19 protein-coding genes are annotated in these 22,210 nt (G+C 44.0%); 5 read left to right on the forward strand and 14 right to left on the reverse strand.

Annotated features, from left to right (window positions below):
* Positions 1-6: 6 nt before the first annotated feature.
* The gene (murJ, locus tag EAE30_RS15650) at positions 7-1,569 is read right to left on the reverse strand and encodes a murein biosynthesis integral membrane protein MurJ (RefSeq protein ID WP_123016750.1); all 1,563 of its coding nucleotides are present in this window, start codon (positions 1,567-1,569) and stop codon (positions 7-9) included.
* Positions 1,570-1,827: 258 nt separating this feature from the next.
* Between murJ and rpsT the strand changes: the two genes are divergently transcribed.
* Entirely contained in the window at positions 1,828-2,088 is a 261-nt protein-coding gene (gene rpsT / locus EAE30_RS15655) for a 30S ribosomal protein S20 (protein WP_123016751.1), read from the forward strand.
* Positions 2,089-2,204: 116 nt separating this feature from the next.
* Here rpsT and EAE30_RS15660 read toward each other — a convergent pair whose 3' ends face one another.
* The 7 genes from EAE30_RS15660 to rppH form a co-directional block, all read right to left on the reverse strand.
* Positions 2,205-2,501 carry an ArsR/SmtB family transcription factor gene (locus EAE30_RS15660; RefSeq protein WP_123016752.1) on the reverse strand — a complete coding sequence of 99 codons (297 nt, stop codon included), beginning with the start codon at positions 2,499-2,501 and terminating at the stop codon, positions 2,205-2,207.
* A gap of 236 nt (positions 2,502-2,737) precedes the next feature.
* Entirely contained in the window at positions 2,738-3,628 is an 891-nt protein-coding gene (nhaR, locus tag EAE30_RS15665; protein WP_123016753.1) for a transcriptional activator NhaR, read from the reverse strand.
* Positions 3,629-3,758: 130 nt separating this feature from the next.
* On the reverse strand, positions 3,759-4,610 hold the full coding sequence (locus EAE30_RS15670) for a thymidylate synthase (protein WP_123016754.1): 852 nt from the start codon (positions 4,608-4,610) through the stop codon (positions 3,759-3,761).
* Positions 4,607-5,434 (reverse strand): prolipoprotein diacylglyceryl transferase, encoded by an 828-nt coding sequence (gene lgt, locus EAE30_RS15675; RefSeq protein ID WP_123016755.1) that lies wholly within the window; start codon positions 5,432-5,434, stop codon positions 4,607-4,609. Before lgt ends, EAE30_RS15670 begins: the two co-directional genes overlap by 4 nt.
* 30 nt (positions 5,435-5,464) lie before the next feature.
* Positions 5,465-6,259, reverse strand: coding sequence for a sulfite exporter TauE/SafE family protein (locus tag EAE30_RS15680; protein ID WP_123016756.1), 795 nt, complete (start codon positions 6,257-6,259; stop codon positions 5,465-5,467).
* An 8-nt stretch (positions 6,260-6,267) separates the two neighbouring features.
* Positions 6,268-8,511, reverse strand: a complete 2,244-nt coding sequence (gene ptsP, locus EAE30_RS15685; protein WP_123016757.1) for a phosphoenolpyruvate--protein phosphotransferase — start codon at positions 8,509-8,511, stop codon at positions 6,268-6,270.
* A gap of 8 nt (positions 8,512-8,519) precedes the next feature.
* Positions 8,520-9,038, reverse strand: coding sequence for an RNA pyrophosphohydrolase (gene rppH, locus EAE30_RS15690; protein WP_123016758.1), 519 nt, complete (start codon positions 9,036-9,038; stop codon positions 8,520-8,522).
* Between the two features lie 601 nt (positions 9,039-9,639).
* Here rppH and mutH point away from each other — a divergent pair.
* Together mutH and EAE30_RS15700 are read left to right on the forward strand one after the other, a co-directional pair.
* Complete coding sequence (gene mutH / locus EAE30_RS15695; RefSeq protein WP_123016759.1) at positions 9,640-10,308, forward strand: DNA mismatch repair endonuclease MutH; 669 nt, start codon at positions 9,640-9,642, stop codon at positions 10,306-10,308.
* Positions 10,309-10,518: 210 nt separating this feature from the next.
* Positions 10,519-11,553 carry an NADP(H)-dependent aldo-keto reductase gene (locus EAE30_RS15700; protein WP_123016760.1) on the forward strand — a complete coding sequence of 345 codons (1,035 nt, stop codon included), beginning with the start codon at positions 10,519-10,521 and terminating at the stop codon, positions 11,551-11,553.
* A gap of 39 nt (positions 11,554-11,592) precedes the next feature.
* Here the strand turns inward: EAE30_RS15700 and EAE30_RS15705 are convergent, their stop codons facing one another.
* The 5 genes from EAE30_RS15705 to brnQ all read right to left on the reverse strand — a co-directional run bounded on the left by EAE30_RS15705 (position 11,593) and on the right by brnQ (position 18,106).
* Complete coding sequence (locus tag EAE30_RS15705) at positions 11,593-11,847, reverse strand: DUF1127 domain-containing protein (protein WP_123016761.1); 255 nt, start codon at positions 11,845-11,847, stop codon at positions 11,593-11,595.
* Positions 11,848-12,327: 480 nt separating this feature from the next.
* Entirely contained in the window at positions 12,328-13,665 is a 1,338-nt protein-coding gene (locus tag EAE30_RS15710; protein WP_123016762.1) for a sigma-54 dependent transcriptional regulator, read from the reverse strand.
* Between the two features lie 240 nt (positions 13,666-13,905).
* Positions 13,906-15,438 (reverse strand): lysine--tRNA ligase, encoded by a 1,533-nt coding sequence (gene lysS / locus EAE30_RS15715; protein ID WP_123016763.1) that lies wholly within the window; start codon positions 15,436-15,438, stop codon positions 13,906-13,908.
* A gap of 34 nt (positions 15,439-15,472) precedes the next feature.
* Positions 15,473-16,571, reverse strand: a protein-coding gene (gene prfB, locus EAE30_RS15720; protein ID WP_123016764.1) for a peptide chain release factor 2 whose coding sequence is annotated in 2 segments (ribosomal slippage) — positions 15,473-16,495 and positions 16,497-16,571 — 1,098 coding nt in all. Because the reading frame shifts where the segments join, the coding sequence is not laid out codon by codon here.
* A gap of 230 nt (positions 16,572-16,801) precedes the next feature.
* Positions 16,802-18,106 carry a branched-chain amino acid transport system II carrier protein gene (gene brnQ, locus EAE30_RS15725; RefSeq protein ID WP_123016765.1) on the reverse strand — a complete coding sequence of 435 codons (1,305 nt, stop codon included), beginning with the start codon at positions 18,104-18,106 and terminating at the stop codon, positions 16,802-16,804.
* Between the two features lie 313 nt (positions 18,107-18,419).
* Between brnQ and EAE30_RS15730 the strand changes: the two genes are divergently transcribed.
* Entirely contained in the window at positions 18,420-19,127 is a 708-nt protein-coding gene (locus tag EAE30_RS15730; RefSeq protein WP_123016766.1) for a tRNA1(Val) (adenine(37)-N6)-methyltransferase, read from the forward strand.
* A gap of 86 nt (positions 19,128-19,213) precedes the next feature.
* Positions 19,214-20,449, forward strand: coding sequence for an ATP-dependent RNA helicase SrmB (gene srmB / locus EAE30_RS15735; RefSeq protein ID WP_123016767.1), 1,236 nt, complete (start codon positions 19,214-19,216; stop codon positions 20,447-20,449).
* A 69-nt stretch (positions 20,450-20,518) separates the two neighbouring features.
* On the opposite strand, the gene prfC is transcribed toward srmB, so the two are convergent.
* Positions 20,519-22,108 carry a peptide chain release factor 3 gene (gene prfC / locus EAE30_RS15740; RefSeq protein WP_123016768.1) on the reverse strand — a complete coding sequence of 530 codons (1,590 nt, stop codon included), beginning with the start codon at positions 22,106-22,108 and terminating at the stop codon, positions 20,519-20,521.
* Positions 22,109-22,210: the final 102 nt, after the last annotated feature.

Here is a 22,210-nt window from a genome sequence, read left to right on the forward strand (position 1 = left end):
ATTGCATTAATCTGTCGCCGTTTTTAGATCTTTTAAGCGTACGCCTAATACCAAGCTAGCCACGATGTAAACCAATGCGCCACCAGCAATAAGACTCAGCAGCATACCAACACGATGAGTAAAAGACCATGTTAACCATACCGACGTATCGTCTAACGCCCACAGTATTGCTGCCACCATGGCCCCCCCCGCGATGAATAACCGCCCCATAAAAACAATCGTTTTACGTGTGATTTTATACACCCCTTGCTTATGCAGTCCTTGATATAACAAAGCCATATTAATGAAGGCCGACGTTGCCGTCGCGATGGCGAGGCCAATATAACCATAAAAATAAGCAAAAATAGCGTTTAATACCATGTTACTTAACATGGCAATGATCCCATAACGCACTGGCGTTTTGGTATCCTGTCTGGAGTAATACCCGGGAGCCAATATTTTGATCAGCATAAAGTTGAGCAAGCCCCCTGCATACGCCAGTAGGGATAAAGAGGCTTGATGCACATCTTCTGGTGCAAAAGAGCCTCGCATAAATAACACCATAATCATGGGTCTGGCGAGCACCATTAGCCCAAGCATTGCCGGGACTCCCAGCAAGGTCACCATACGCACCCCCCAATCCATGGTTTGAGAGAAACCAAGGGGTTCAGAGTCAACATGTTTGCGCGAAAGCGCAGGTAAGATAACCGTTGCGATAGCAATGCCAAATAATCCTAAAGGAAACTCAAGCAAACGATCGGAATAGTAAAGCCAACTGATTGATCCCGTTTGTAAGAAACTGGCAATAAACGTATCAAACAATAAATTAATTTGGCTGACTGACACACCAAACAAAGCCGGAATCATTAACGTGCGGATTTTTTTGACGCCTGGGTCATTCCATCCCCACTGCGGCCGTACTAGCACCCCAGCTTTCAATAAAAATGGCAATTGAAAGAGAAACTGAACCAATCCCCCTGATAACACCCCGAGCGCCAGACCGATCTCAGGCTGCGCCATATGCGGGGCAACCAATAACGCTGAGCCAATGATCATCACATTGAGAAAAACAGGAGTGAAAGACGAGACGGCGAACTTGCCCATGGTATTCAGTATTGCCCCAGATAAAGCGACAAACGTAATAAACCATAAATAAGGGAAGGTGATTTTTAACACCAAACTCGCCAATTCAAATTTATAAGCGCCAGGTCCACCATGTAGCCAATCCACGAACCAACCGGCCCCAAATATCGCGGTAACAACACTTGAGCCTAAGACCCCCAATAAGGTCACAACAGAGACAATCACCCCTAATGTCCCCGAAGCTTTCGCGATCAATTCTCGGGTTTTGTTGAGATCATCACTCGCGTGATATTCCGTTAACACCGGTACAAAGGCTTGTGAAAATGCCCCTTCGGCAAACAAACGACGTAAAAAATTGGGGATTTTATTCGCAAAGAAAAAAACGTCTGCGCTCGCCCCTGCTCCCATAAGGTTAGCAACGACCACATCCCTAACCAGCCCTAAAACCCGTGAAATCAGAGTCATAGCACTTACTATCATGCCTGACTTGAGCAAGCGTCTACTCACAGCAACCTCGAAATTGTCCGTTAAAATCGTATTATCTAGCCAAGAAGCGTCAGAATGTCAGCTCATGTACAGATAAGTATTAGCATTGGAAAAAAAATACTGTTAGAATCCACGCCATCTTAACCGCGAAGCTCTTTTGAATCCAAACTTGTTTGGTTCAGATGGGTTTTTGCACAAATCATTTGACATTTGAGTGCAAATAAGGGATATTCTTGTCCCTTAAATTGTCACCGAACTAGAGTTTTGGGAGTTAGACCCTTGGCAAATAGCAAATCTGCTAAGAAGCGCGCTATCCAATCTGAAAAACGTCGTCAGCACAACGCTAGCCGTCGTTCAATGATGCGCACTTACATGAAAAAAACTGTTGCTGCTATCGCTGCAGGCGATAAAGAAGCTGCAACTGCTGCATTCACTGCAGTAACACCTATCCTTGACCGTATGGCAACTAAAGGCCTTATTCACAAGAATAAAGCTGCTCGTCATAAGTCTCGTTTCTCTGCAGCAATCAAAGCTCTTTAATAGAAATTTGATTCTACAGCGATAAAAACCGGCATGTATGCCGGTTTTTTTTTGCTTATCAGAAAAGCACAGTCAAAAAAAAATAGCGCATTACTCTAATGCGCTATTCCTTCTCGTTACTCATCACAGTATAAGCTATGCAATACCGTCATCACTGAGTGCGCTTTGGGGCACGTTAGTGTGTAGTAGACGGTTTGAGCCTCTTTACGAGTGCCCACTAAGCCATCTCGTCTTAACCAAGCTAAATGCTGGGAAAGAGCCGATTGACTCAAGGCTAATTTGTCACAAAGCTGACCGACAGAGAGCTCTTGCTTATGCAATGAACATAAAATCTGTAAACGACGTTCATTGGCCATTGCTTTGAGTAAAATGACGGCTTCGGCGGACTTTTTTTCTATTTCTTGTAGGTTCATTCGTAATAAGCCTCTTAGGACAACGGTTCCAATCCCTCAGTTCATTAGGCTGTTATACCTGAAGACACTCTTCAGAAGCTTGTTCATAACTCAATAACCATGATTGATATTATTCATACAGGAACAAAGCAAATACACACTCCAGAACGTCATTCATACCACCGTTGAATAGTGTTCAATCCCATTATTCATAATGGCTATTGATATTAATATATTTACTTATATGAATAAATATATTAATCAAATAAATTTTCAAATTTAGCCTGACACACATTTTTTACTGCAGGATGTTGAATCATACGCTCAGCAAATATGACATAATATTCCTCTTTTAGTTCCTCTATCTGCTCTATTTTGTGCAAAGGAATATGGCTATCCCATTCATGAGAATAAAAATTTGGAGCCAAAAATAGGGTGTTGGGATGATAGCGGGCAAAAGCATTCATCAAGGCTGCATCGTCAAACTCTCCGAGAATATTCGGTTGCAGGCCTTTGCTTTCAAACCATTGATGCACCTTTCTGCCCATTGCTGTGCGACTTCCCGGAATCAGCATCTTATAGTTCTCAACGACTTGACTGAGCGTTTGTGCGTGCACCTCAGTGATCGAAAATAAACTCATACTACACTCCCCCAGTTTCTTACTAAACAAGCCCGGACTTTGTCCTGAATCCACCGGACAGTCCGATAAAATCATGTCTAACTTATGCTGGGACAACTGCTCTAATAGCATATCGTGGGTTGATTCAAAACAACGTAAGTGAATGCGTTGATCGTCGGGTAAGGTGGTCCCTAAAATTTTACTCACTAATCGTTTTGATAGTGAATCGGCCACCCCCACATCGAACAATAAATTCGCCTGCTGACTATAATTGACAATATCCATCATCTCGTAACTCAAACCAAACATGCGATCAGCGTATTGGTAGATCAACTGACCTAATTCTGTCGGCTCAACACTGCGACCATTACGCTTGGTCAACTTACCCTGCATACGCTCTTCAAACGATTTGATTTGTCCGGTGACGGTTTGTGGGGTTAAACAAAGTGCCTCCGCAGCTTTGGTGATCGATCCTTGTTTACACACCATCCAAAAATAGTACAGATGGTTATAATTGAGATGTGACATTCGATAAGTCCCTGCTTTATTGTCTTCAAATACAGAGCACAGTCTGCAAACGAATCCACCATAATACATGCACGCTTAACTATCGCATTCATTGACCTAATAAAAAAGCGCCAAAATGGCGCTTTTTTTTTTAAACAGAAAATGGATACCGTATCGGCTCATGATGTTCATACCCCGTGACATCAAAGTCGTCTAAAGTGACCCAGGTTTCCAAGTCTTCAAGCGATTTAATCTCGGGATTAATATGAAATTCAGGCATACCTAATGGTTCGCGCTTTAATTGTACATCCCGCATCATCGGTAACTGATCTTCATAGATATGAGCGTTAACAATCTTATGAAATGCCTTGCCCGGTTTATGGCCTGTGATTTGCGCCATTACCGCGAGGAAGACATACACTTGCACCATATTGAAATTCAAGCCTAACGGCACGTCACAAGAGCGTTGCGTACTATTGAGATACAGTGTATCGCCCAACAATGAAAAATGATGACTGTACATACAGGGACGTAAACATCCCATATGAAATTCACCGGGGTTATAAAAGTTGAGAATCTCACCACGGTCATCAACACCACGGCTTAAATCATCGACAATTTTTCGTAATTGATCGACATGACCGCCATCGGGTTTGGCCCAAGCGCGACCTTGCACACCATAGACCCGTCCCATGTCATCTTCGCCTTTACGATAGGGATTGTTTAACCAAGCATCATTGAGGTTGGAGTTGGCATCCCATGTTTTGGTACCAAGCTTACGAAAGTCTGCCGCATTATCGTAACCACGGATATAACCAAGCAGTTCAGCAACGGCCGACTTCCAAAAGCTTTTTCGCGTAGTGACCAACGGAAACTGATTCATGCCGACATCGTAAGTTAAATCCGCATTAATCACCGTAAGGCAACGTTTGCCAGTGCGTTCATTTTCAATCCACTGACCTTGGTCAACAATTCTCTGGCAAAGATCTAAATACTGTTTCACATTTCACCTGACTTCTCGGGAACACTGTCTTTGTAGACACCTCGTTTATAGGACCAAATCATCAATAGTAAACCAATAATAATCATAGGAATTGATAAGATTTGACCCATTGAGATCACACCATCAAATAATCCAAGCTGCGGATCCGGTTGACGGAAGAACTCAACAAAGGAGCGAAATATACCATAGAGCACAAGAAAGAGACCAGAGACCGACCCCAAAGGACGAGGTTTACGGACAAACACATTCAGCACAATCAGGAGGACGACTCCTTCTAGTAAAAACTCATAAAGCTGAGACGGGTGACGTGGAAGCGGCCCACCGCCAGGGAAAATCATGGCCCATGGGACATCGGTAACGCGGCCCCACAATTCTCCATTGATGAAGTTGCCAAGACGTCCCGCTCCTAACCCAAAGGGGACGAGGGGAGCGACAAAATCGGCAATGCTGAAAAAAGAGCGATGGTGTTTACGACCATACCAATACATCGCGGTAATGACACCAAGTAACCCACCGTGGAACGACATACCACCAGTCCATACTTCAAATAAGTACAGCGGGTTCGCTAAGAACAAATCTAAGTTATAAAATAAGACGTAACCAATACGCCCACCAATCACAACACCAAGAAATCCGGCAAATAACAAATCAGACACTTGATCGCGATTCCAGCCGCTGCCAGGTTTATCCGCTCTGCGGTTGGCTAACCACATCGCAAAGAGAAAGCCGATAAGGTACATCAACCCGTACCAACGAATGGCAACAGGTCCAATGGACACTAAGATGGGATCAAAATCAGGAAAATGAAAGTAGCCTTGGGACATAATGAGCTTCTCTTATGTTTTTATAGTTTGTTAGTGCAATAACATGCTCGTTGATACAAGCATGAGAAAAATGGAAAACACTTTTTTTAGTGTCGATGTCGATAAACGAACGGCTAACTTTGCACCGATGCGCGTGGTCAGCATTGACGTTGAGGCGATAGCGAATAACGCGGGTAAGTATACATAACCGATGCTGTATTTGGGCAATCCTGCCACAGAAAAACCGTGCAAGATAAACCCAATCATGCCCGATAGCGCAATCACTAATCCACAAACGGAGGACGATCCGACCGCCTGACGCATTTCTACGCCATGCCGGTTAAGAAAGGGAACGGACAGCGATCCCCCGCCGATTCCCGCCAAACTCGATACAATACCAATACCACTGCCCCACAACGTGGTCATCACAGCACCAGGCATCGCTCTTTTTGCCTGAGAATGGATCGACAAATACATTTTAATGGCGAGAAAAAAGACAATAACACCAAATACTTTTGGTAAATACTGATTCGGTATCCACTCTGCAAGAGTGGCACCAAGAAACCCGCCAACCACCACTCCAGGCATCAGCCATTTCACCGCGTAAAAGTCGACATTCCCTAATTTAAAGTGATTGAATGCCGATGAAGCCGAGGTCACGATAATAGTCGCAAGTGAGGTAGCCAATGCTAGCTGTATGACAATTTTTTCTGAAATTCCCGCATAAGGCAGAATAAACATTAAGGAGGGCACCACTAATAATCCGCCACCAATACCGAGAAGCCCCGCAAGAATCCCAACAAACACTCCCACAAGAAGCAGCACGAGCAATAATTCAATACTCACAATCAATCCTATTTGTTACCGGCTCGAATGAATCCCGCAAAGCCGTTATCTTCAAAATATGTGCGCATCATAATATAAATATCATTACCGTATGATTGAAGTAGACTCGATTGTGCCAGTTTTTTTAGATCCGCAAACGAGGAGTTGCGTAACAGGTACTTCACACGTGCAATGTTTGATGGGTTCATACTTAGCGAAGTAAACCCTAATCCGGTCAGTAATAACGCGCCCATGGGATCCCCAGCCAATTCACCGCAAATACAAACAGGCATGTGATACTGCTGACAAAAGAGTTGGATATGATTAAGCGCTCGAATCACCGCCGGATGCATGGAATCGTAGACATCGGCAACCCGTGTATTGTTCCTATCGACGGCTAATAAATATTGGGTTAAATCGTTGGTGCCCACTGACACAAAATCAATCTTATCAGCGATATCAGGCAACAGGTACAACATAGACGGGACTTCCAACATGATGCCAACACGTGGCCAAGTGATACTCGGAAAACTCACTCGCACATCGTTGTACGCCTGTTTTAACAAAAATAACGCATCATCGAGCTCCGTAATACTCGAGATCATCGGCAGCATAATCGATAAGTTTTGCGTCTGTGCACTCGCCTTCAACATCGAGCGCAGTTGAATCAGAAAAATATCCGGATGATCCAAAGTAAAACGGATACCTCGCCAACCAAGAAAGGGGTTATCTTCTTCGATCGGAAGGTATGGCAGCGGTTTATCGCCCCCCACATCCAAGGTTCGCATAACTACGGGCTTGTTATCATAAGCGGTCAACACCGAGCGATACAACGCAACCTGCTCTTCTTCAGACGGAAAGCGATGCTGCATAAGAAAAGAGATTTCGGTGCGATATAACCCAATGCCATCCACCGCTTGATTCGGGACCAAATGACTCTCGCCACTCAACCCAGAATTCAACATCAATTCAATTCGCTGACCATCCAGTGTGATCGCCGGTTCCAAAATGCGATCATTCACCACCTTGGTCAGGGCACGTTCTTCATTGGCTAACGTTTTATATTCGCGCAATAATTGGCGATTGGGAGAAATAAACAGTGTGCCGCTGTAGCCATCAACAATGCCACGACGACCATTGATATCGTTAAGATTGATCTTCACGCCAACAATGGCTGGCACGCCTAGTGCGCGTGATAAAATGGCGGCATGGGAATTGGCGGCCCCTTCCAAAGAGACCACCGCCAATAATTTCTCTTTGGGTAAGGTGGCGAGCAACGAAGCACTTAGCTCTCTCACAACTAAAATAATGGGCTTATCTAAATGCTGCTGCTGTTTTTCTGTGTTATAGAGAAAATACAATAACCGCTGGCCGAGTTCTCGAACATCCTGCGCGCGTTCTTTTAAGTAGCCATCGGACATGCGAGCAAAACGATTTGAGTACGCTTCAATGACTTGGCGTAATGCCCAATCCGCACGATCTCCTTGCTGGATATGATCTTTGAAGTCTTTCCTGAGGATAGGATCATTTAATAAGTGAGTGAATAAGTCGAAAATAGCTAACGCATCTTTATGAATTTCGCTATCGAGCTTCTTACGCATTTTTCGAAAATCAGCGAGTGCTCTCTCTATCGCTAAGGAAAGCCACTCCTGTTCACGCTCAATATTAATGGATGAGGCTGGATACACATCGGACAGTCTTGGCTGCGTGTTATCAAACCAAAATTCACCGATCGCCACACCGGATGAGGCCGGGATCCCGTTGACGGTGCGCTGCTTGGATAACAGCCACTGTCCTTGAGTCTGAGCGTGAGTCACAATCACCGCCAACTGAGCAGCTAAGGTGACTAAAAACGACACTTCCATCTCACTAAATAAACGGGGCGTTTTCTGCTGGACCACAAGGATCCCTAGCACTTGCTTTCGGTGGATGATGGGGGTGGCAAGAAATGCGTTATAAACTTCCTCACCAAGCTGTTTAAAGTATTTAAACTGCGGATGCTCATAGGCTTTAGCCAGATTCAATGGCTCAGCAGTTCGTTTGACAAACCCGACCAAGCCTTCATCAAACCCGATATGAATTTTATCGCCTTTAAACTGCAAGCCCTGAGTCGCCATCAATTCTAGGCGCTGATGCTCCTCATTGGCTAGATAGACAGTACAGCAATCCGTTCCCATCGCTGAGCACGTTTGCTTTACAAAAGTAGACAATGCCTCATAGACATCATCCACTTTTGAAACTTGTTCCACTATCTCTCTTAGCTGAGCAAGCATATCAATTGTTACCCTCTTCGTTGTTTACGCCGAGCTTTGGAACGACGTTCCTTGAACGGCATCGCGATTGCTGCAAACTCCTTCATGGTTCGTCGATAAACATCACGTTTAAACGAAACAACTTGCCTGACTGGGTACCAATAACTGACCCAACGCCAACCATCGAATTCTGGTGAAATGCCGCGCTGCATATTGATTTTCGCTTCATCGCATTCAAGACGCAGTAAAAACCATTTCTGTTTCTGCCCGATACAGACAGGTTGTGAATCCCATCGAACCAATCGCTTTGGTAACTTGTATCTTAGCCAATGACGACTGGTCGAGATGACTTTCACATCTTTTTTCGTTAAACCGACTTCCTCATAAAGTTCTCTGTACATGGCTTGTTCGGGCGTCTCACCATCATCGATGCCCCCCTGAGGAAACTGCCATGAGTGCTGTCCGTATCGTTTCGCCCAGAATACTTGACCATGGTTGTTACATATTACGATACCGACATTCAGTCGATAACCATCGCCATCTATCACTGGCAAACCTCTAAAATATTCTCAATTAACCTGATTTTTCCACATATCCCCAGTCGGAGCAAATGCGCGAGTGTGATTCAGGCGATATTTATGCTCAACAGACGATATTTCTTCAAAAATATCATCAAAAATAACTTATCAACATTTATTTGCGAAGTAGCGCACATTTATTCACGTTTTCTGTGAATAAGTGTGTGAAGAAGCCAAAACATCGTTTAAAAAAACAGCGAAGCGAACAAAAAAGATCCTTTTGAATCATTTTTAATCAAGCTTTAAATTATAACAAAAACATGCAGTTAAAAACAAAAATGCGCTTATATTTTTTTGTGAATAAAAAAAGATCAAACCGTTTTAAAAACTGATTAAAGATCCACCAAATCTGGGGTTATCCACAAAACCCAAGCAAACTTCGCATAGAATACCTGCAACCTCTTGTTTTTATCACGATTAACCCCCTGTTTATCCATCCAGCAATTTGCACAACAAACTCTCACCTCCTTCATCCTGTGGATAAATTGTGAATGAAGATCTTCTGCAGCGATCAACCGTTTGGTGTAGGATCCGATTCTACGTTCCCTATTGTTCAACGATATCGTCAGACATGAAATCAGAACCGCAAACTGAACAAGAGCTATTAGAGCGTGCGCGCAACATTGCAGGCTGCACCTTTTCCGAGCTCGCACAAGAAGCAGGCATCAATGTTCCGCCAGATCTTCGTAAAGATAAAGGATGGGTGGGCCAACTATTAGAATGGCACCTTGGAGCCACGGCGGGCAGTAAACCACAACAAGATTTTGAATCATTAGGCATAGAGCTTAAGAGCATCCCGATCAGCCATCAAGGACGACCACTAGAAACCACCTTTGTGTGTGTGGCCCCATTGACCGGTGTGCATGGTATTACTTGGGAAACCAGCCATGTGAGAAATAAACTCTCACGCGTTTTATGGGTCCCTGTACAAGGCGAACGAGAAATACCACTGGCTGAACGTCGAGTTGGCTCACCACTGCTCTGGAGCCCTTCTCCGGATGAAGAAGCACAACTAAAAGCCGATTGGGAAGAACTTATGGAGTTCATTGTCCTAGGCCAATTTTCACAAATCAGTGCGCGCCATGGCGAAGTCATGCAACTGAGGCCGAAAGCGGCAAACGGGAAAGTGTTAACTGAAGCTTATGGACAGCAAGGTAAGCCTATCAAGACGCAGCCTCGGGGCTTTTATCTACGTACTCAATTTACCGCGCAAATATTGCAACGCTACTACGCAGGTTGACAATAATGATGGTTAAACGGATGACCCGCTAAGTGTGCCAAAGATCCAATTCACATCATGTTTGTATTCCTTTCACTACTGCGCTTCGCTTATAGTGGTACAAGAAAGGCTCATAAAGTTCTTATAAACCGTTAAGGACTTCAATAAGATAGATTAGATGTGCGCGACAGCTTCATTCCATTTGCTTTTTCGCACTGACAAGGAAGTAATATGCAATATACCAAGTTAGCCAATTCCAATTTAGAGGTCAGTAAAATTGCCCTCGGCACGATGACTTTTGGTGAACAAAATAGCCAAGCTGATGCCTTTGAACAGCTCGATTACGCGCTCGAAAGAGGGATCAATTTCATTGATACTGCAGAAATGTACCCTGTCCCTCCGAAACCAGAGACACAAGGTGCCACTGAGGCCTTCATTGGAAACTGGATCGAACGCTCAGGGAAGCGTGAAAAAATCATTTTAGCGACCAAAGTGGCTGGTCCGCGTAATGTTCCACATATTCGCGATAACATGGCACTGGATCATCGTAATATCCATCAAGCGATTGATGATAGTCTGCGCCGGTTAAAAACCGACTATATAGACCTTTATCAACTGCATTGGCCACAACGGGTAACCAATACTTTCGGTACGCTTAGCTATCCCTATCCAGATGAAAAAAGTACGGTCAGTTTACTCGAAACACTAGAAGCGATGAATGACTTGGTGAAAGCCGGTAAGGTTCGCTCAATTGGTGTATCGAATGAAACGCCGTGGGGCTTAATGAGCTATTTACACCTAGCGGACAAGCATGATCTTCCGAAGATGGTCTCTATTCAAAATCCGTATAATTTGCTCAATCGTTCATTTGAAATCGGCCTGTCTGAAATTACTCATCAAGAAGACATCAAACTGCTCGCCTACTCGCCGATGGCGTTTGGGATCTTAAGTGGTAAATACCTGAATGGCGCCAAACCTAAAGGCGCGCGATGTTCTTTATACGAACGGTTTAAACGTTACTTTACTCCACAAGGTATTCAAGCGACCGAAGCCTATGTAGAACTGGCACAGGCTTACGGCTTGGATCCAGCGCAAATGGCATTAGCATTCGTCAACCAAAGGCCCTTTGTCGGCAGTAATATCATTGGAGCGACGTCTTTGGAACAACTCAAAACCAATATCGATAGTTTAGATGTCAACTTGAGCGATGAATTGCTACAAAAAATAGAAGGCATCGCAACCCTCTATTCCAATCCTTGTCCTTAACAGGTTATCGGGCCAGTGAGCCTCACTGGCCCGATTATATTACGTCGTTATTCGCGACGATAACATTCGGCGAATATGATACAAACGGCGCTGCACTTTCACTGTATCAGCAAGCGTATTCATCGTTGCGATATGCGAAGAGGGAGTAAAGCCAATATCTCGTAGCATATACACACTCATCAATGGCAGATGATACGCTTGTTTACGTATTTGACTCTGCCAACGACGTTCTTCTAAACGCAGATCAGCACGAATTAAGAGTACGGCGACTTTTAAATATAAAGATTGAGACATGAGTATTTCCTATCATTCAGTAATGCTGAAAAATAGGCAGCAATATACATTTCGTTATCGTTATTCAATATAACAATAAATAGGTGAGAGTAGATCCTCTATACACGCTGCCTTTCCGCAGCCTGTTTGAGGTTACGGACTAATTCAGTGGGTTTTGCTTGCAGTTACGCTGGCTTTAATGGAAATCCATAACAGCGCAACAGGCATCGGGGTTAACCGACATCGACACAGCAGATGCGTTTGCAATATTCATTAGCATTGTGTGCCTCCTAGCAAAAAATTAGTCCAATTAGATATGTATATCAGAATGTTATCTGATATACATAGATTAACTCATTATTTATTTTAATCAAGAATATCTTTGTATAAATACATAAAACAGACAAAGACTCTGTATTAAATCCTTATATTTCCTCAATGAAATAGATCATTACTCATATTTATCTTCACAACAGGAGGATCTACCGTTGTTATTCGTCGTTATAATGTATAGTGCGTATCGGAAATTAATTTATGCTTATTCAATAAACGGTACATGGTTGCTCGAGATATTCCTAACTCTTTCGCAGCATGAGAGACTTGTCCACCATTCGCATCTAACACCATAAGCAAAGCTTCGCGTTCAGAATTTTCGCGAATTTTTTTCAAGCTTTGTTTTTTCGCAACACGTTTTGGTAAACCGAGATCCGCTTCATTAAGCATGACAGTCTCTGATAATAAAACACTGCGCTTAACTAAATTCATTAATTCACGAATATTTCCCGGCCATGTATAACTGGACAAGGCTTTAAGCGCATCCTCAGAAAAGCTTCGCGCCCGGGCATTATATTCTTTCGAATACAATTGCAGAAAATACTGAGCGAGCGTAGGAATATCACTTGAACGCTCTTTCAAGCTTGGGACATTAATACGCAAGACATTGATGTAATGATAGAGCTCTTCCGAGAAATCCCCGGCTAAAAGTGCTTTTTCGATATCAGAAGAATTGGACGCTAAAATACGAATATCAAGCTCTCGCATACCTTGCTGTGTCTCGATGCAGCCTTCTTGCAAAAATTTGAGTAAATTCAATTGCTGGCGCTTAGGCAAAGTCACAATATCATTCAATAACAAGGTACCGCCATCCGCTTGTAAAGACAGTATTTTCTCATCAGACTCACTATCAATACCAAATAACGCACTTTCTAAGCGTTTTTCTGACATGGCACGACAGTTAACTGAGACAAAAGGCTTTTGTGAGCGAGAAGACGTTTGATGAATGGCGCGTGCCACTCGTTCTTTTCCCACACCTGATTCGCCACATATCAAGATGGTGACATCGGTTGGTCCAATACGTTTTACTTGTTCACGCAGTTTCTTCAAAACATCAGACTCGCCAATTAAGCCAAGGTCATTGTTTTTACCAAAATGAGGCCATACTCTTTTCTCTAGCTTAAGCATGCCAAGTTGGTGACCAATCGTACTTAATAGTTGAGCATCAGGAATTGGAGCCGTAAAAAAATCAATGCAAAAGTTCACAATGAATTGGCAAATAGTATCGGAAGCTAATTGAGATTCACGAATGAAAGCTAACCAGCGAACGTGTTTATGGTTACTCACTAAATTAGCGATACCATTAAGACTAAACTCATCGTTACTAAAATCGATAATACCAATACATGGTCCTGTCTCACTAAATAAGACATCCGCCTTACGAAGATCAGAGCACAGTTGCCCGTTCCAGCCAGCTTGCTCTAATACTGATAGCCATGGTTCATAGGTTCCTCCAACGAGAATCAATGAACCGGACTTTGAATCCATACGAAATTGTGTTTCCATGTACCCGTTTCCTTATCTAACCTCAAATTGCTACGTTACTTTTGGCATCATATGAGACTCGCTACAATACCCAGACTTTTATATTTAGTCTGTCTCATTTTTAAGACTAGTAGGTAATTTCTTTTTAGCTATTGTCAAATATTCAGCCAACGGTATGTTATAAAATTATTAGAATTGAGTACGGTAAATAAAAAAACCGCCTATTCGGCGGTTTTTTATCAATATATCAGCTAGATATAATTATTGCTGTGGACGCATTGCTGGGAATAAAATTACATCACGAATCGTATGTGTATTAGTAAATAACATCGCTAAACGATCAATACCGATCCCTTGTCCTGCTGTTGGCGGTAAGCCATGCTCTAGTGCCGTAATATAATCCGCATCATAGAACATCGCCTCATCATCACCGGCATCTTTTGCAGCGACCTGTGCTTTGAAGCGAGCATCTTGGTCTTCCGCATCATTCAATTCCGAGAAACCATTCGCCACTTCTCGGCCACCAATGAAAAACTCAAAACGATCAGTAAAGAACGGATTATCATCACTACGACGTGCTAACGGTGAAATGTCAGCTGGGTAGCCAGTAATGAAGGTCGGTTGAATGAGATTAGGCTCAGCCGTTTCACCGAAGATCTCTTCTAATAACTGACCGCATGTCCAAAACGGCTCAACCTCTAGACCGACAGACTTGGCGATACGCACCATAGTGTCTCGATCTTGCACTCCATCGGTATCGAGCGCCTGAATATCAGCGTGTTCAGGGTTGTATTGCTTGATAGCCTCTAGCATGCTTAAACGTGCATATGTGCCACCGAACTCAACCACTTCGTCACCATATTGTACGGAAGTCGAACCGAGCACACTTTGCGCGACGTGACTTAACATTTCTTCGGTTAAGTTCATCAGATCTTTATAATCAGCGTACGCTTGGTAGAACTCCATCATGGTAAATTCTGGGTTATGACGAACGGATAGCCCTTCGTTACGGAAGTTGCGGTTGATTTCGAACACACGATCAAAGCCACCGACAACCAAACGTTTTAAATATAACTCAGGAGCCACACGCAAATACATTTCAATATCTAGCGCATTATGGTGAGTAATAAAAGGACGTGCCGTTGCACCGCCAGGAATAGAATGCATCATCGGCGTTTCCACTTCTAGATATCCCCGAGATGACATGAACTGACGGATCGCGCTGACTAGCTTAGAACGAATAATAAACGCTTGGCGTGAATCCTCATTCACAATCAAATCCACATAACGTTGACGATAACGCATTTCCTGATCGGTCAGGCCATGGAATTTTTCTGGTAGTGGACGCAGGGCTTTGGTCAACAACTCATAGTCCGCCATATTGACGTAGAGGTCACCACGACCAGATTTATGCAACGCGCCTTTGACCCCAATGATGTCGCCAATATCCAAGCCTTGATATTTCTCTTTCAGCTCTTTTTGTACATCTTTAGATGCGTACGCTTGGATTCGACCCGTGGTTTCTTGTAATACAATGAAGGGACCACGTTTTGCCATGACGCGTCCCGCAACGGCTACCACATGGTTCAGCTCTTCTAGCTCTTCTTTGGTCTTTTCACCGAATTCATTTTGAAGATCACCGGCTAAATTGTCGCGACGAAAGTCATTTGGGTGGCCGTTCGCCTTAGAATCCTTACGGATGTGCTCCAGCTTGCTGCGACGTTCTGCAATCAGTTTATTTTCTTCTTGCGCGAGTTGAGCTTCGCTCTTTTCGTTATGAACAGCATCAGTCATTTTGCATGTACCCTGTTTTTTATCGGTAAAAAGTTTAAAGGCCAGATTTTAGGCTAGCTTCAATAAATTTATCTAAATCCCCATCGAGAACCGCTTGTGTATTGCGGTTTTCAATACCTGTGCGTAAATCTTTAATACGTGAGTCATCGAGTACGTAAGAACGGATTTGGCTACCCCAGCCGATATCCGATTTCGCATCTTCATTCGCTTGCTTTTCAGCATTCTGTTTTTGCATTTCGTATTCGAACAACTTCGCACGCAACTGTTTCATTGCTTGGTCTTTGTTCTTATGCTGAGAGCGATCATTTTGACACTGTACCACAAGGTTCGTTGGCAAGTGGGTAATACGCACCGCTGACTCGGTTGTGTTGACGTGCTGACCACCAGCGCCAGAGGCACGGTACACATCAATACGTAAATCCGCTGGGTTAATATCGATCTCAATATTGTCATCAATCTCAGGATAAATAAATGCAGAGGCAAACGAGGTATGACGACGGCCGCCCGAATCAAATGGGGATTTACGAACCAGACGGTGTACACCGGTCTCAGTGCGTAGCCAACCATAAGCATATTCACCGGACACACGTACGGTGGCCGATTTTAACCCGGCAACTTCGCCTTCAGAGACTTCGATCACTTCCGTTTTGAAACCTTTTGCCTCGGCCCAACGTAAATACATCCGTAGCAACATGGACGTCCAATCTTGCGCTTCTGTACCGCCGGAACCAGACTGCAGATCGATATAACAATCCGCTTCATCCTGTTCACCAGAGAACATTCGACGAAACTCTAACTTTTCTAATTGGGTTTCTAAATCGGCTAACTCAGGCTCAATTTCATCAAAGGTTTCTTGATCTTCGGCTTCCACCGCCAGCTCTAATAACCCTTCGATATCATCAACCCCTTGATCGAGTTGAACAATCGTATCAACGATCGCTTCCAATGCGGAACGCTCTTTACCTAACGCTTGTGCTCGCTTAGGGTCGTTCCAAACATCCGGTTGCTCTAATTCTGCATTAACCTCTTCTAGACGCTCTTTCTTCGCATCATAGTCAAAGGTACCCCCTCAGGATATTTGTGCGCTCTGACACATCCTGAAGACGGGATTTAATTGGATTGATTTCAAACATATTAACTTAGTATTTATGAATAGAATTTAACCGAGGAATTCTACTGAAAAACCGTTACAGAATACAGGAAAAAATCATAGTAATTCGCCGATCGCCTGCTTATGAAAGCTATCGTACTCATTATTGCTCGTTCTCATCAAACTATGGAAACAGGATGGCTTGTTTACTCTGACTGTAGATGCAAAAAAGGCAGTGAATGCTCACTGCCTTTTGCTTTTCTCGCGTGATACTCAATCCAATTGACGATTAGGACGAGATTCAGAGACGAAAAACATCCCAATGAGCACAATGCAAGACGGTGTTAGCCAGCCTAACCCTTTGTTAAATAATGGGAGGAAGCTTAACCAAGAGACATCTAATCCTGATACTTTTGCGGCATCAAACAAGGCAAAAATGAAGGCAACCAATAATACCAAGCGATAAGCCAAAACAGGGTTTGGCAAATAACGACGAATAAAGGCCAACGCCACTAACGCGATCGCTACAGGATAGAGCGCGAACAACACTGGAATAGAAATGGAAATTAACTGATTCAACCCGACATTGGCAACCACAGCACATACCACACCAGTAATCATGACCCATTGGTGATAAGACAAACGGCTGATGCCACTGAAATATTCAGAGACAGCGGATAACAAACCAATGGCGGTAGTTAAACACGCTAACGTCACAATAATAGACAACACAATCTGGCCATAACCACCAAACAGTGCTTGAGTGTAGAGGCTTAAAATATCGCCTCCATTGGCCGCTCCGCTAGCAATCGTCGAACTGGTTGCGCCAAGATAAAACAAAGAAACGTAGACAAACGCTAACCCTCCAGCGGCAATGAATGCGGCACTGATAAGATATTTAGTCGTGGCTTTTTTATCGGTAATGCCTTTACTGCGCAACCCTTCGACCACTAAGATCCCAAACATCAAAGAAGCAAACGTGTCCATGGTGTTGTAACCTTCAAAGAACCCAGTGGTAAACGGTGCGGCCGCATATTGTCTTTGCGCAGCCATCAGATTCCCTTGAGGATCAATAAACACGGCCACGGCTAAAATAGCCAAACAAACAAATAGCACTGGTGTTAGCAGCTTACCGATCATGTCGATCAGCTTTCCTTGAGACCATGCAAAGAACATCGCTATCGCAAAAAACACCATGGAATAAATGGCTAACGTGGTGTTACTTGGATTATCAAGCAACGGCTTGACTCCCATCTCATAAGCCACCAGCCCGGTTCTTGGAGCAGCAAAAGCTGGACCAATGATGATAAACATTAAGCTCGCAATGATCGTCGATATGCGAATCGGCAGATCTTTAGTAAGATGCCCCCAACTGCCGCCAGAAATCGCAACAGCAATAATACCCGCTAATGGCAAACCAACGGCGGTTGCCAGAAACCCACTCATGGCAGGTAACAGGTGATGCCCGGCGAGTTGTCCTGCTTGCGGTGGAAAAATAATATTACCCGCGCCCAAGAAGAACGCAAAAAGCATAAAGCCTATAGCAATAATATCTGTTAATTTTAAACGCTGATTCACAGATAATCCTTAGTTATTTATTGATTTGATATTGTGTTTGAAGCGTTGGGTCGATACATTTCCCCAATCTGGCGCGAATAATGAAGAATTCATGCACAATTAGCAATACCTAAGCGATAAACGCTACATTACTCCATGAATTTAGGTGTATGACAGTGTTAAACACTGCATTAAAACCAATAAAACAGAATAAAAAACCAAAGTAAATCAGCGTCACAATCAAAATAAATAAAAATAATTATCTACTCTACCGTGCTCAGTTAGATAATATCTCTTTTAAATCACCCAAAACCAATATAAACATTTACCCTGTATGAATGAAAAAATCTTTAGATTTAAAAAGTTTACACTCGCAATCCCTCACGACTTAGGTATGCCTCTCAGCACCGATGGAGTCTTGCTTGGAGCTTGGGGGTTGTCGTCCCCTCAGTCGCGGATTTTAGATATTGGTACAGGGAGTGGTTTATTGGCCGTAATGTGCGCGCAACGACATAGCCACGCTCATATTGACGCCATTGATCTTGCGTGGAATGCTTATCAGGCAGCGTCACTTAACTTTTCACATTCCCCTTGGCCGGAACGATTAAAAGCACACCATGGCAATGTATTGGATTGTCAAACCACTCATCACTATTCAGGGATCATCTGTAATCCCCCCTACTTCACGACTGGGCAAAGCTCACAGCAGACATCGCGAGCTCAAGCTCGTCATACCACCAGCCTTCCTCATGGCAGGTTACTGGCGCACTGTCGCCAACTGTTAATGCCAAGTGGTACGGCGGCATTTATTCTCCCTACCACCGAAGGCGAGCAATTTATACAAAAAGCACAAGCGAATGGATGGTTCATACAACGATGCTGTTATGTAGCAACGACAGAAAAAAAATCCGCCTCAAGAATCCTGATCGAACTGACTTTACAGCCGACCACAACCGCGCACGAAACCTTGGTGATACGTCATAATGGCCAATACACTCAAGCATTTACGTCGTTGACTCGAGATTTTTATCTGAAGATGTAGAAATTAAGATGTGATCTGAGGCAGAATCCCCCTATAATGTGCGACTTATTTTTACTGGGCATTCCATACCCTGCGGAGACGACACTGTGATCAAAACCTTTGCTGACCTAGAACTGGACTCAAATATTGTTGAAGCGATCGAAGAAATGGGCTTTTCTCGCCCAACTCAAATTCAAGCTGAAGCAATCCCCCAAGCCTTGGATGGTAAAGATGTTTTAGCATCGGCGCCAACAGGGACAGGAAAAACGGCGGCATTCGTCATTCCTGCACTGCAATACTTACAGGATTTTCCACGCCGTAAGCCTGGGCCAGCACGAGTGCTGATCTTAACGCCCACTCGTGAACTCGCCATCCAAATCACAGAGCAAGCCAAAGCTCTCGCGAAAAATACTGACTTTAAAATTTTCACCATCACAGGTGGCGTGCAATACCAAGAACATGCGGATCTCCTCGCCCATACACAAGACATTGTCGTGGCCACACCGGGGCGTTTGCTAGAATACATTAAAGCTGAACGCTTTGACTGTCGTGCGATCGAATGGCTCGTTTTGGATGAAGCTGATCGTATGCTGGATATGGGCTTTGCCCCTGCCGTGGATCGTTTATCAACAGAATGTCGCTGGCGTAAACAGACCCTGTTGTTTTCTGCAACGCTAGAAGGCAAAGGTGTTGAAGGGTTCACAGAAGATCTCTTAACCGATCCGGCAACCATCGACGCCGATCCCTCTCGCCGTGAGCGTAAGAAGATCTCGCAGTGGTACCATCGTGCCGATAACATGCCGCATAAGTTGGCATTACTTAAACATATTCTCACCCACCAAGCGGAACGTTCGATTATCTTTCTCAAGACACGTGAGCGCTTAGCCGAATTGCGTGCAGAATTAGATAAAGCCGAGATCGCGTGTGCTTGGATCCAAGGTGAAATGCCACAAGACCGTCGTAATAATGCCATCTCACGCTTTAGCAGTGGTGAAGTGAACGTACTCCTGGCAACCGATGTTGCTGCTCGCGGTATTGATGTGCCAGATATCAGCCATGTGATTAACTTTGATATGCCGCGTACCGCAGACATTTACTTACACCGTATTGGCCGTACAGCACGAGCAGGCAAAAAAGGGAATGCCATTTCCTTAATCGAGGCGCATGATCAACCAATGGTTGACCGAGTTGCTCGCTATATCCAAGAAGAGATTAAAGAACGCTTTATTAAAGACCTGCGCCCAACACATAAAAAAGCGGTGTTTAAGAAGAAAAAGAAAAAAGACACAACCAAAGCTAAGACAAAATCTAAGCCGAAAAAGAAACCGGCTAAAAAGAAATAAGTCTACGACCATCGCTTAATAATAAAAAAACCGCTGAAGAATCAGCGGTTTTTTTATTTATATTAACCATTAGTGTTCGCGTGTGGCGCGGAAGTTAACCTCCGGAAAACGCTCTTTCGCTAAGTTGAGGTTAACCATTGTTGGCGCAATATAGCTTAGGTTATTACTGCCATCCAATGCTAAGTTGCTTTGATTTTTCCGTTGGAATTCATCGAATTTCTTCTCATCATCGCACTCAACCCAGCGTGCAGTTGCGACATTAATGCCTTCATACATCGCATCCACATTGTATTCAGATTTTAAACGAGCAACCACCACATCAAACTGCAACACACCGACAGCACCGACGATCAAGTCGTTGTTTTGTAAAGGACGAAATACCTGTACCGCCCCTTCTTCGGACAATTGCACTAATCCTTTCAACAATTGTTTCTGTTTCAAAGGATCGCGCAAGCGAATTCGGCGGAACAATTCTGGCGCGAAGTTCGGGATACCAGCAAACTTATGATTTTCACCTTGTGTAAAAGTATCACCGATCTGAATAGTACCGTGGTTATGTAAGCCGATAATATCGCCAGCAATCGCCTCTTCTGCGCGAGAACGATCACCCGCCATAAAGGTCACGGCGTCAGAAATACTCACTTGTTTTCCAGTACGCACGTGGGTCATTTTCATCCCCTGCGTATAGGTACCAGACACAATGCGCATAAACGCGATACGGTCTCGATGTTTTGGATCCATATTGGCTTGAATTTTAAAGACAAAACCGCTGAATTTTTCTTCGGTAGCTTCCACCTTACGCTCATTCGTCGCACGTGGTTGTGGCGCTGGCGCCCATTCGGTCAGTCCATCAAGCATATGATCAACGCCAAAGTTACCTAACGCAGTACCAAAGAAGACGGGCGTCAATTCACCGGATAAAAACAGCTCTCGATCAAACTCATTCGACGCACCCATCACTAATTCGAGTTCTTCACGTAACTGTGTCGCTAATTCTTCACCCACCGCATTATCCAGCTCTGGATTATCCAAGCCTTTAATGATTCTTTCTTCTTGAATGGTATGTCCTTGCCCGGTCGAGTATAAAATTGCCTCATCACGATGAATGTGATAAACCCCTTTAAACTCCTTACCACAACCAATCGGCCAAGAGACTGGCGCGCACATCATGCCCAGTTCTGTTTCAACTTCGTCCAACAGCTCCATGGGATCACGAATGTCACGGTCCAATTTGTTCATGAAGGTGATAATTGGCGTATCACGTAAGCGAGTGACTTCCATCAGTTTACGAGTTCGATCTTCGACACCCTTTGCGGCATCAATGACCATCAAACACGAGTCGACTGCCGTTAATGTACGATAAGTATCTTCCGAAAAATCCTCGTGTCCCGGAGTATCCAGTAAGTTAACCAAACAATTGTGATAAGGAAATTGCATCACTGACGTGGTTACCGAAATCCCACGTTCTTTTTCCATATCCATCCAGTCGGATTTGGCATGGTTACTCGAGCCACGCCCCTTCACTGACCCCGCCGTTTGAATCGCGTGTCCGAATAAGAGCACTTTTTCAGTAATCGTTGTTTTACCCGCATCCGGGTGAGAGATGATAGCAAAGGTCCTTCGCTTATTGATTTCATTAAGAAAATCTTGGTTTGCCATGTATAAATTCTTTTAGTTTGTACACGGATTTGTACACACTTTTGGAAGTACTCTCTTTTCAGTTCTTCGCTTGTCAAATCCGTCGTGTTAATCGTAATTGGC

Source organism: Vibrio zhugei (assembly GCF_003716875.1).
Classification (GTDB): domain Bacteria; phylum Pseudomonadota; class Gammaproteobacteria; order Enterobacterales; family Vibrionaceae; genus Vibrio; species Vibrio zhugei.

Bases quoted from the DNA above. Each gene is read 5' to 3' on its own strand.
- EAE30_RS15705 (WP_123016761.1), bottom strand. From the start codon at position 11,847: ATGTCTCAATCTTTATATTTAAAAGTCGCCGTACTCTTAATTCGTGCT.
- EAE30_RS15700 (WP_123016760.1), top strand. From the start codon at position 10,519: ATGCAATATACCAAGTTAGCCAATTCCAATTTAGAGGTCAGTAAAATT.
- EAE30_RS15710 (WP_123016762.1), bottom strand. From the start codon at position 13,665: ATGGAAACACAATTTCGTATGGATTCAAAGTCCGGTTCATTGATTCTC.
- nhaR (WP_123016753.1), bottom strand. From the start codon at position 3,628: ATGTCACATCTCAATTATAACCATCTGTACTATTTTTGGATGGTGTGT.
- mutH (WP_123016759.1), top strand. From the start codon at position 9,640: ATGAAATCAGAACCGCAAACTGAACAAGAGCTATTAGAGCGTGCGCGC.
- ptsP (WP_123016757.1), bottom strand. From the start codon at position 8,511: ATGCTTGCTCAGCTAAGAGAGATAGTGGAACAAGTTTCAAAAGTGGAT.
- EAE30_RS15730 (WP_123016766.1), top strand. From the start codon at position 18,420: ATGAATGAAAAAATCTTTAGATTTAAAAAGTTTACACTCGCAATCCCT.
- EAE30_RS15660 (WP_123016752.1), bottom strand. From the start codon at position 2,501: ATGAACCTACAAGAAATAGAAAAAAAGTCCGCCGAAGCCGTCATTTTA.
- lgt (WP_123016755.1), bottom strand. From the start codon at position 5,434: ATGTCCCAAGGCTACTTTCATTTTCCTGATTTTGATCCCATCTTAGTG.
- prfC (WP_123016768.1), bottom strand. From the start codon at position 22,108: ATGGCAAACCAAGATTTTCTTAATGAAATCAATAAGCGAAGGACCTTT.
- lysS (WP_123016763.1), bottom strand. From the start codon at position 15,438: ATGACTGATGCTGTTCATAACGAAAAGAGCGAAGCTCAACTCGCGCAA.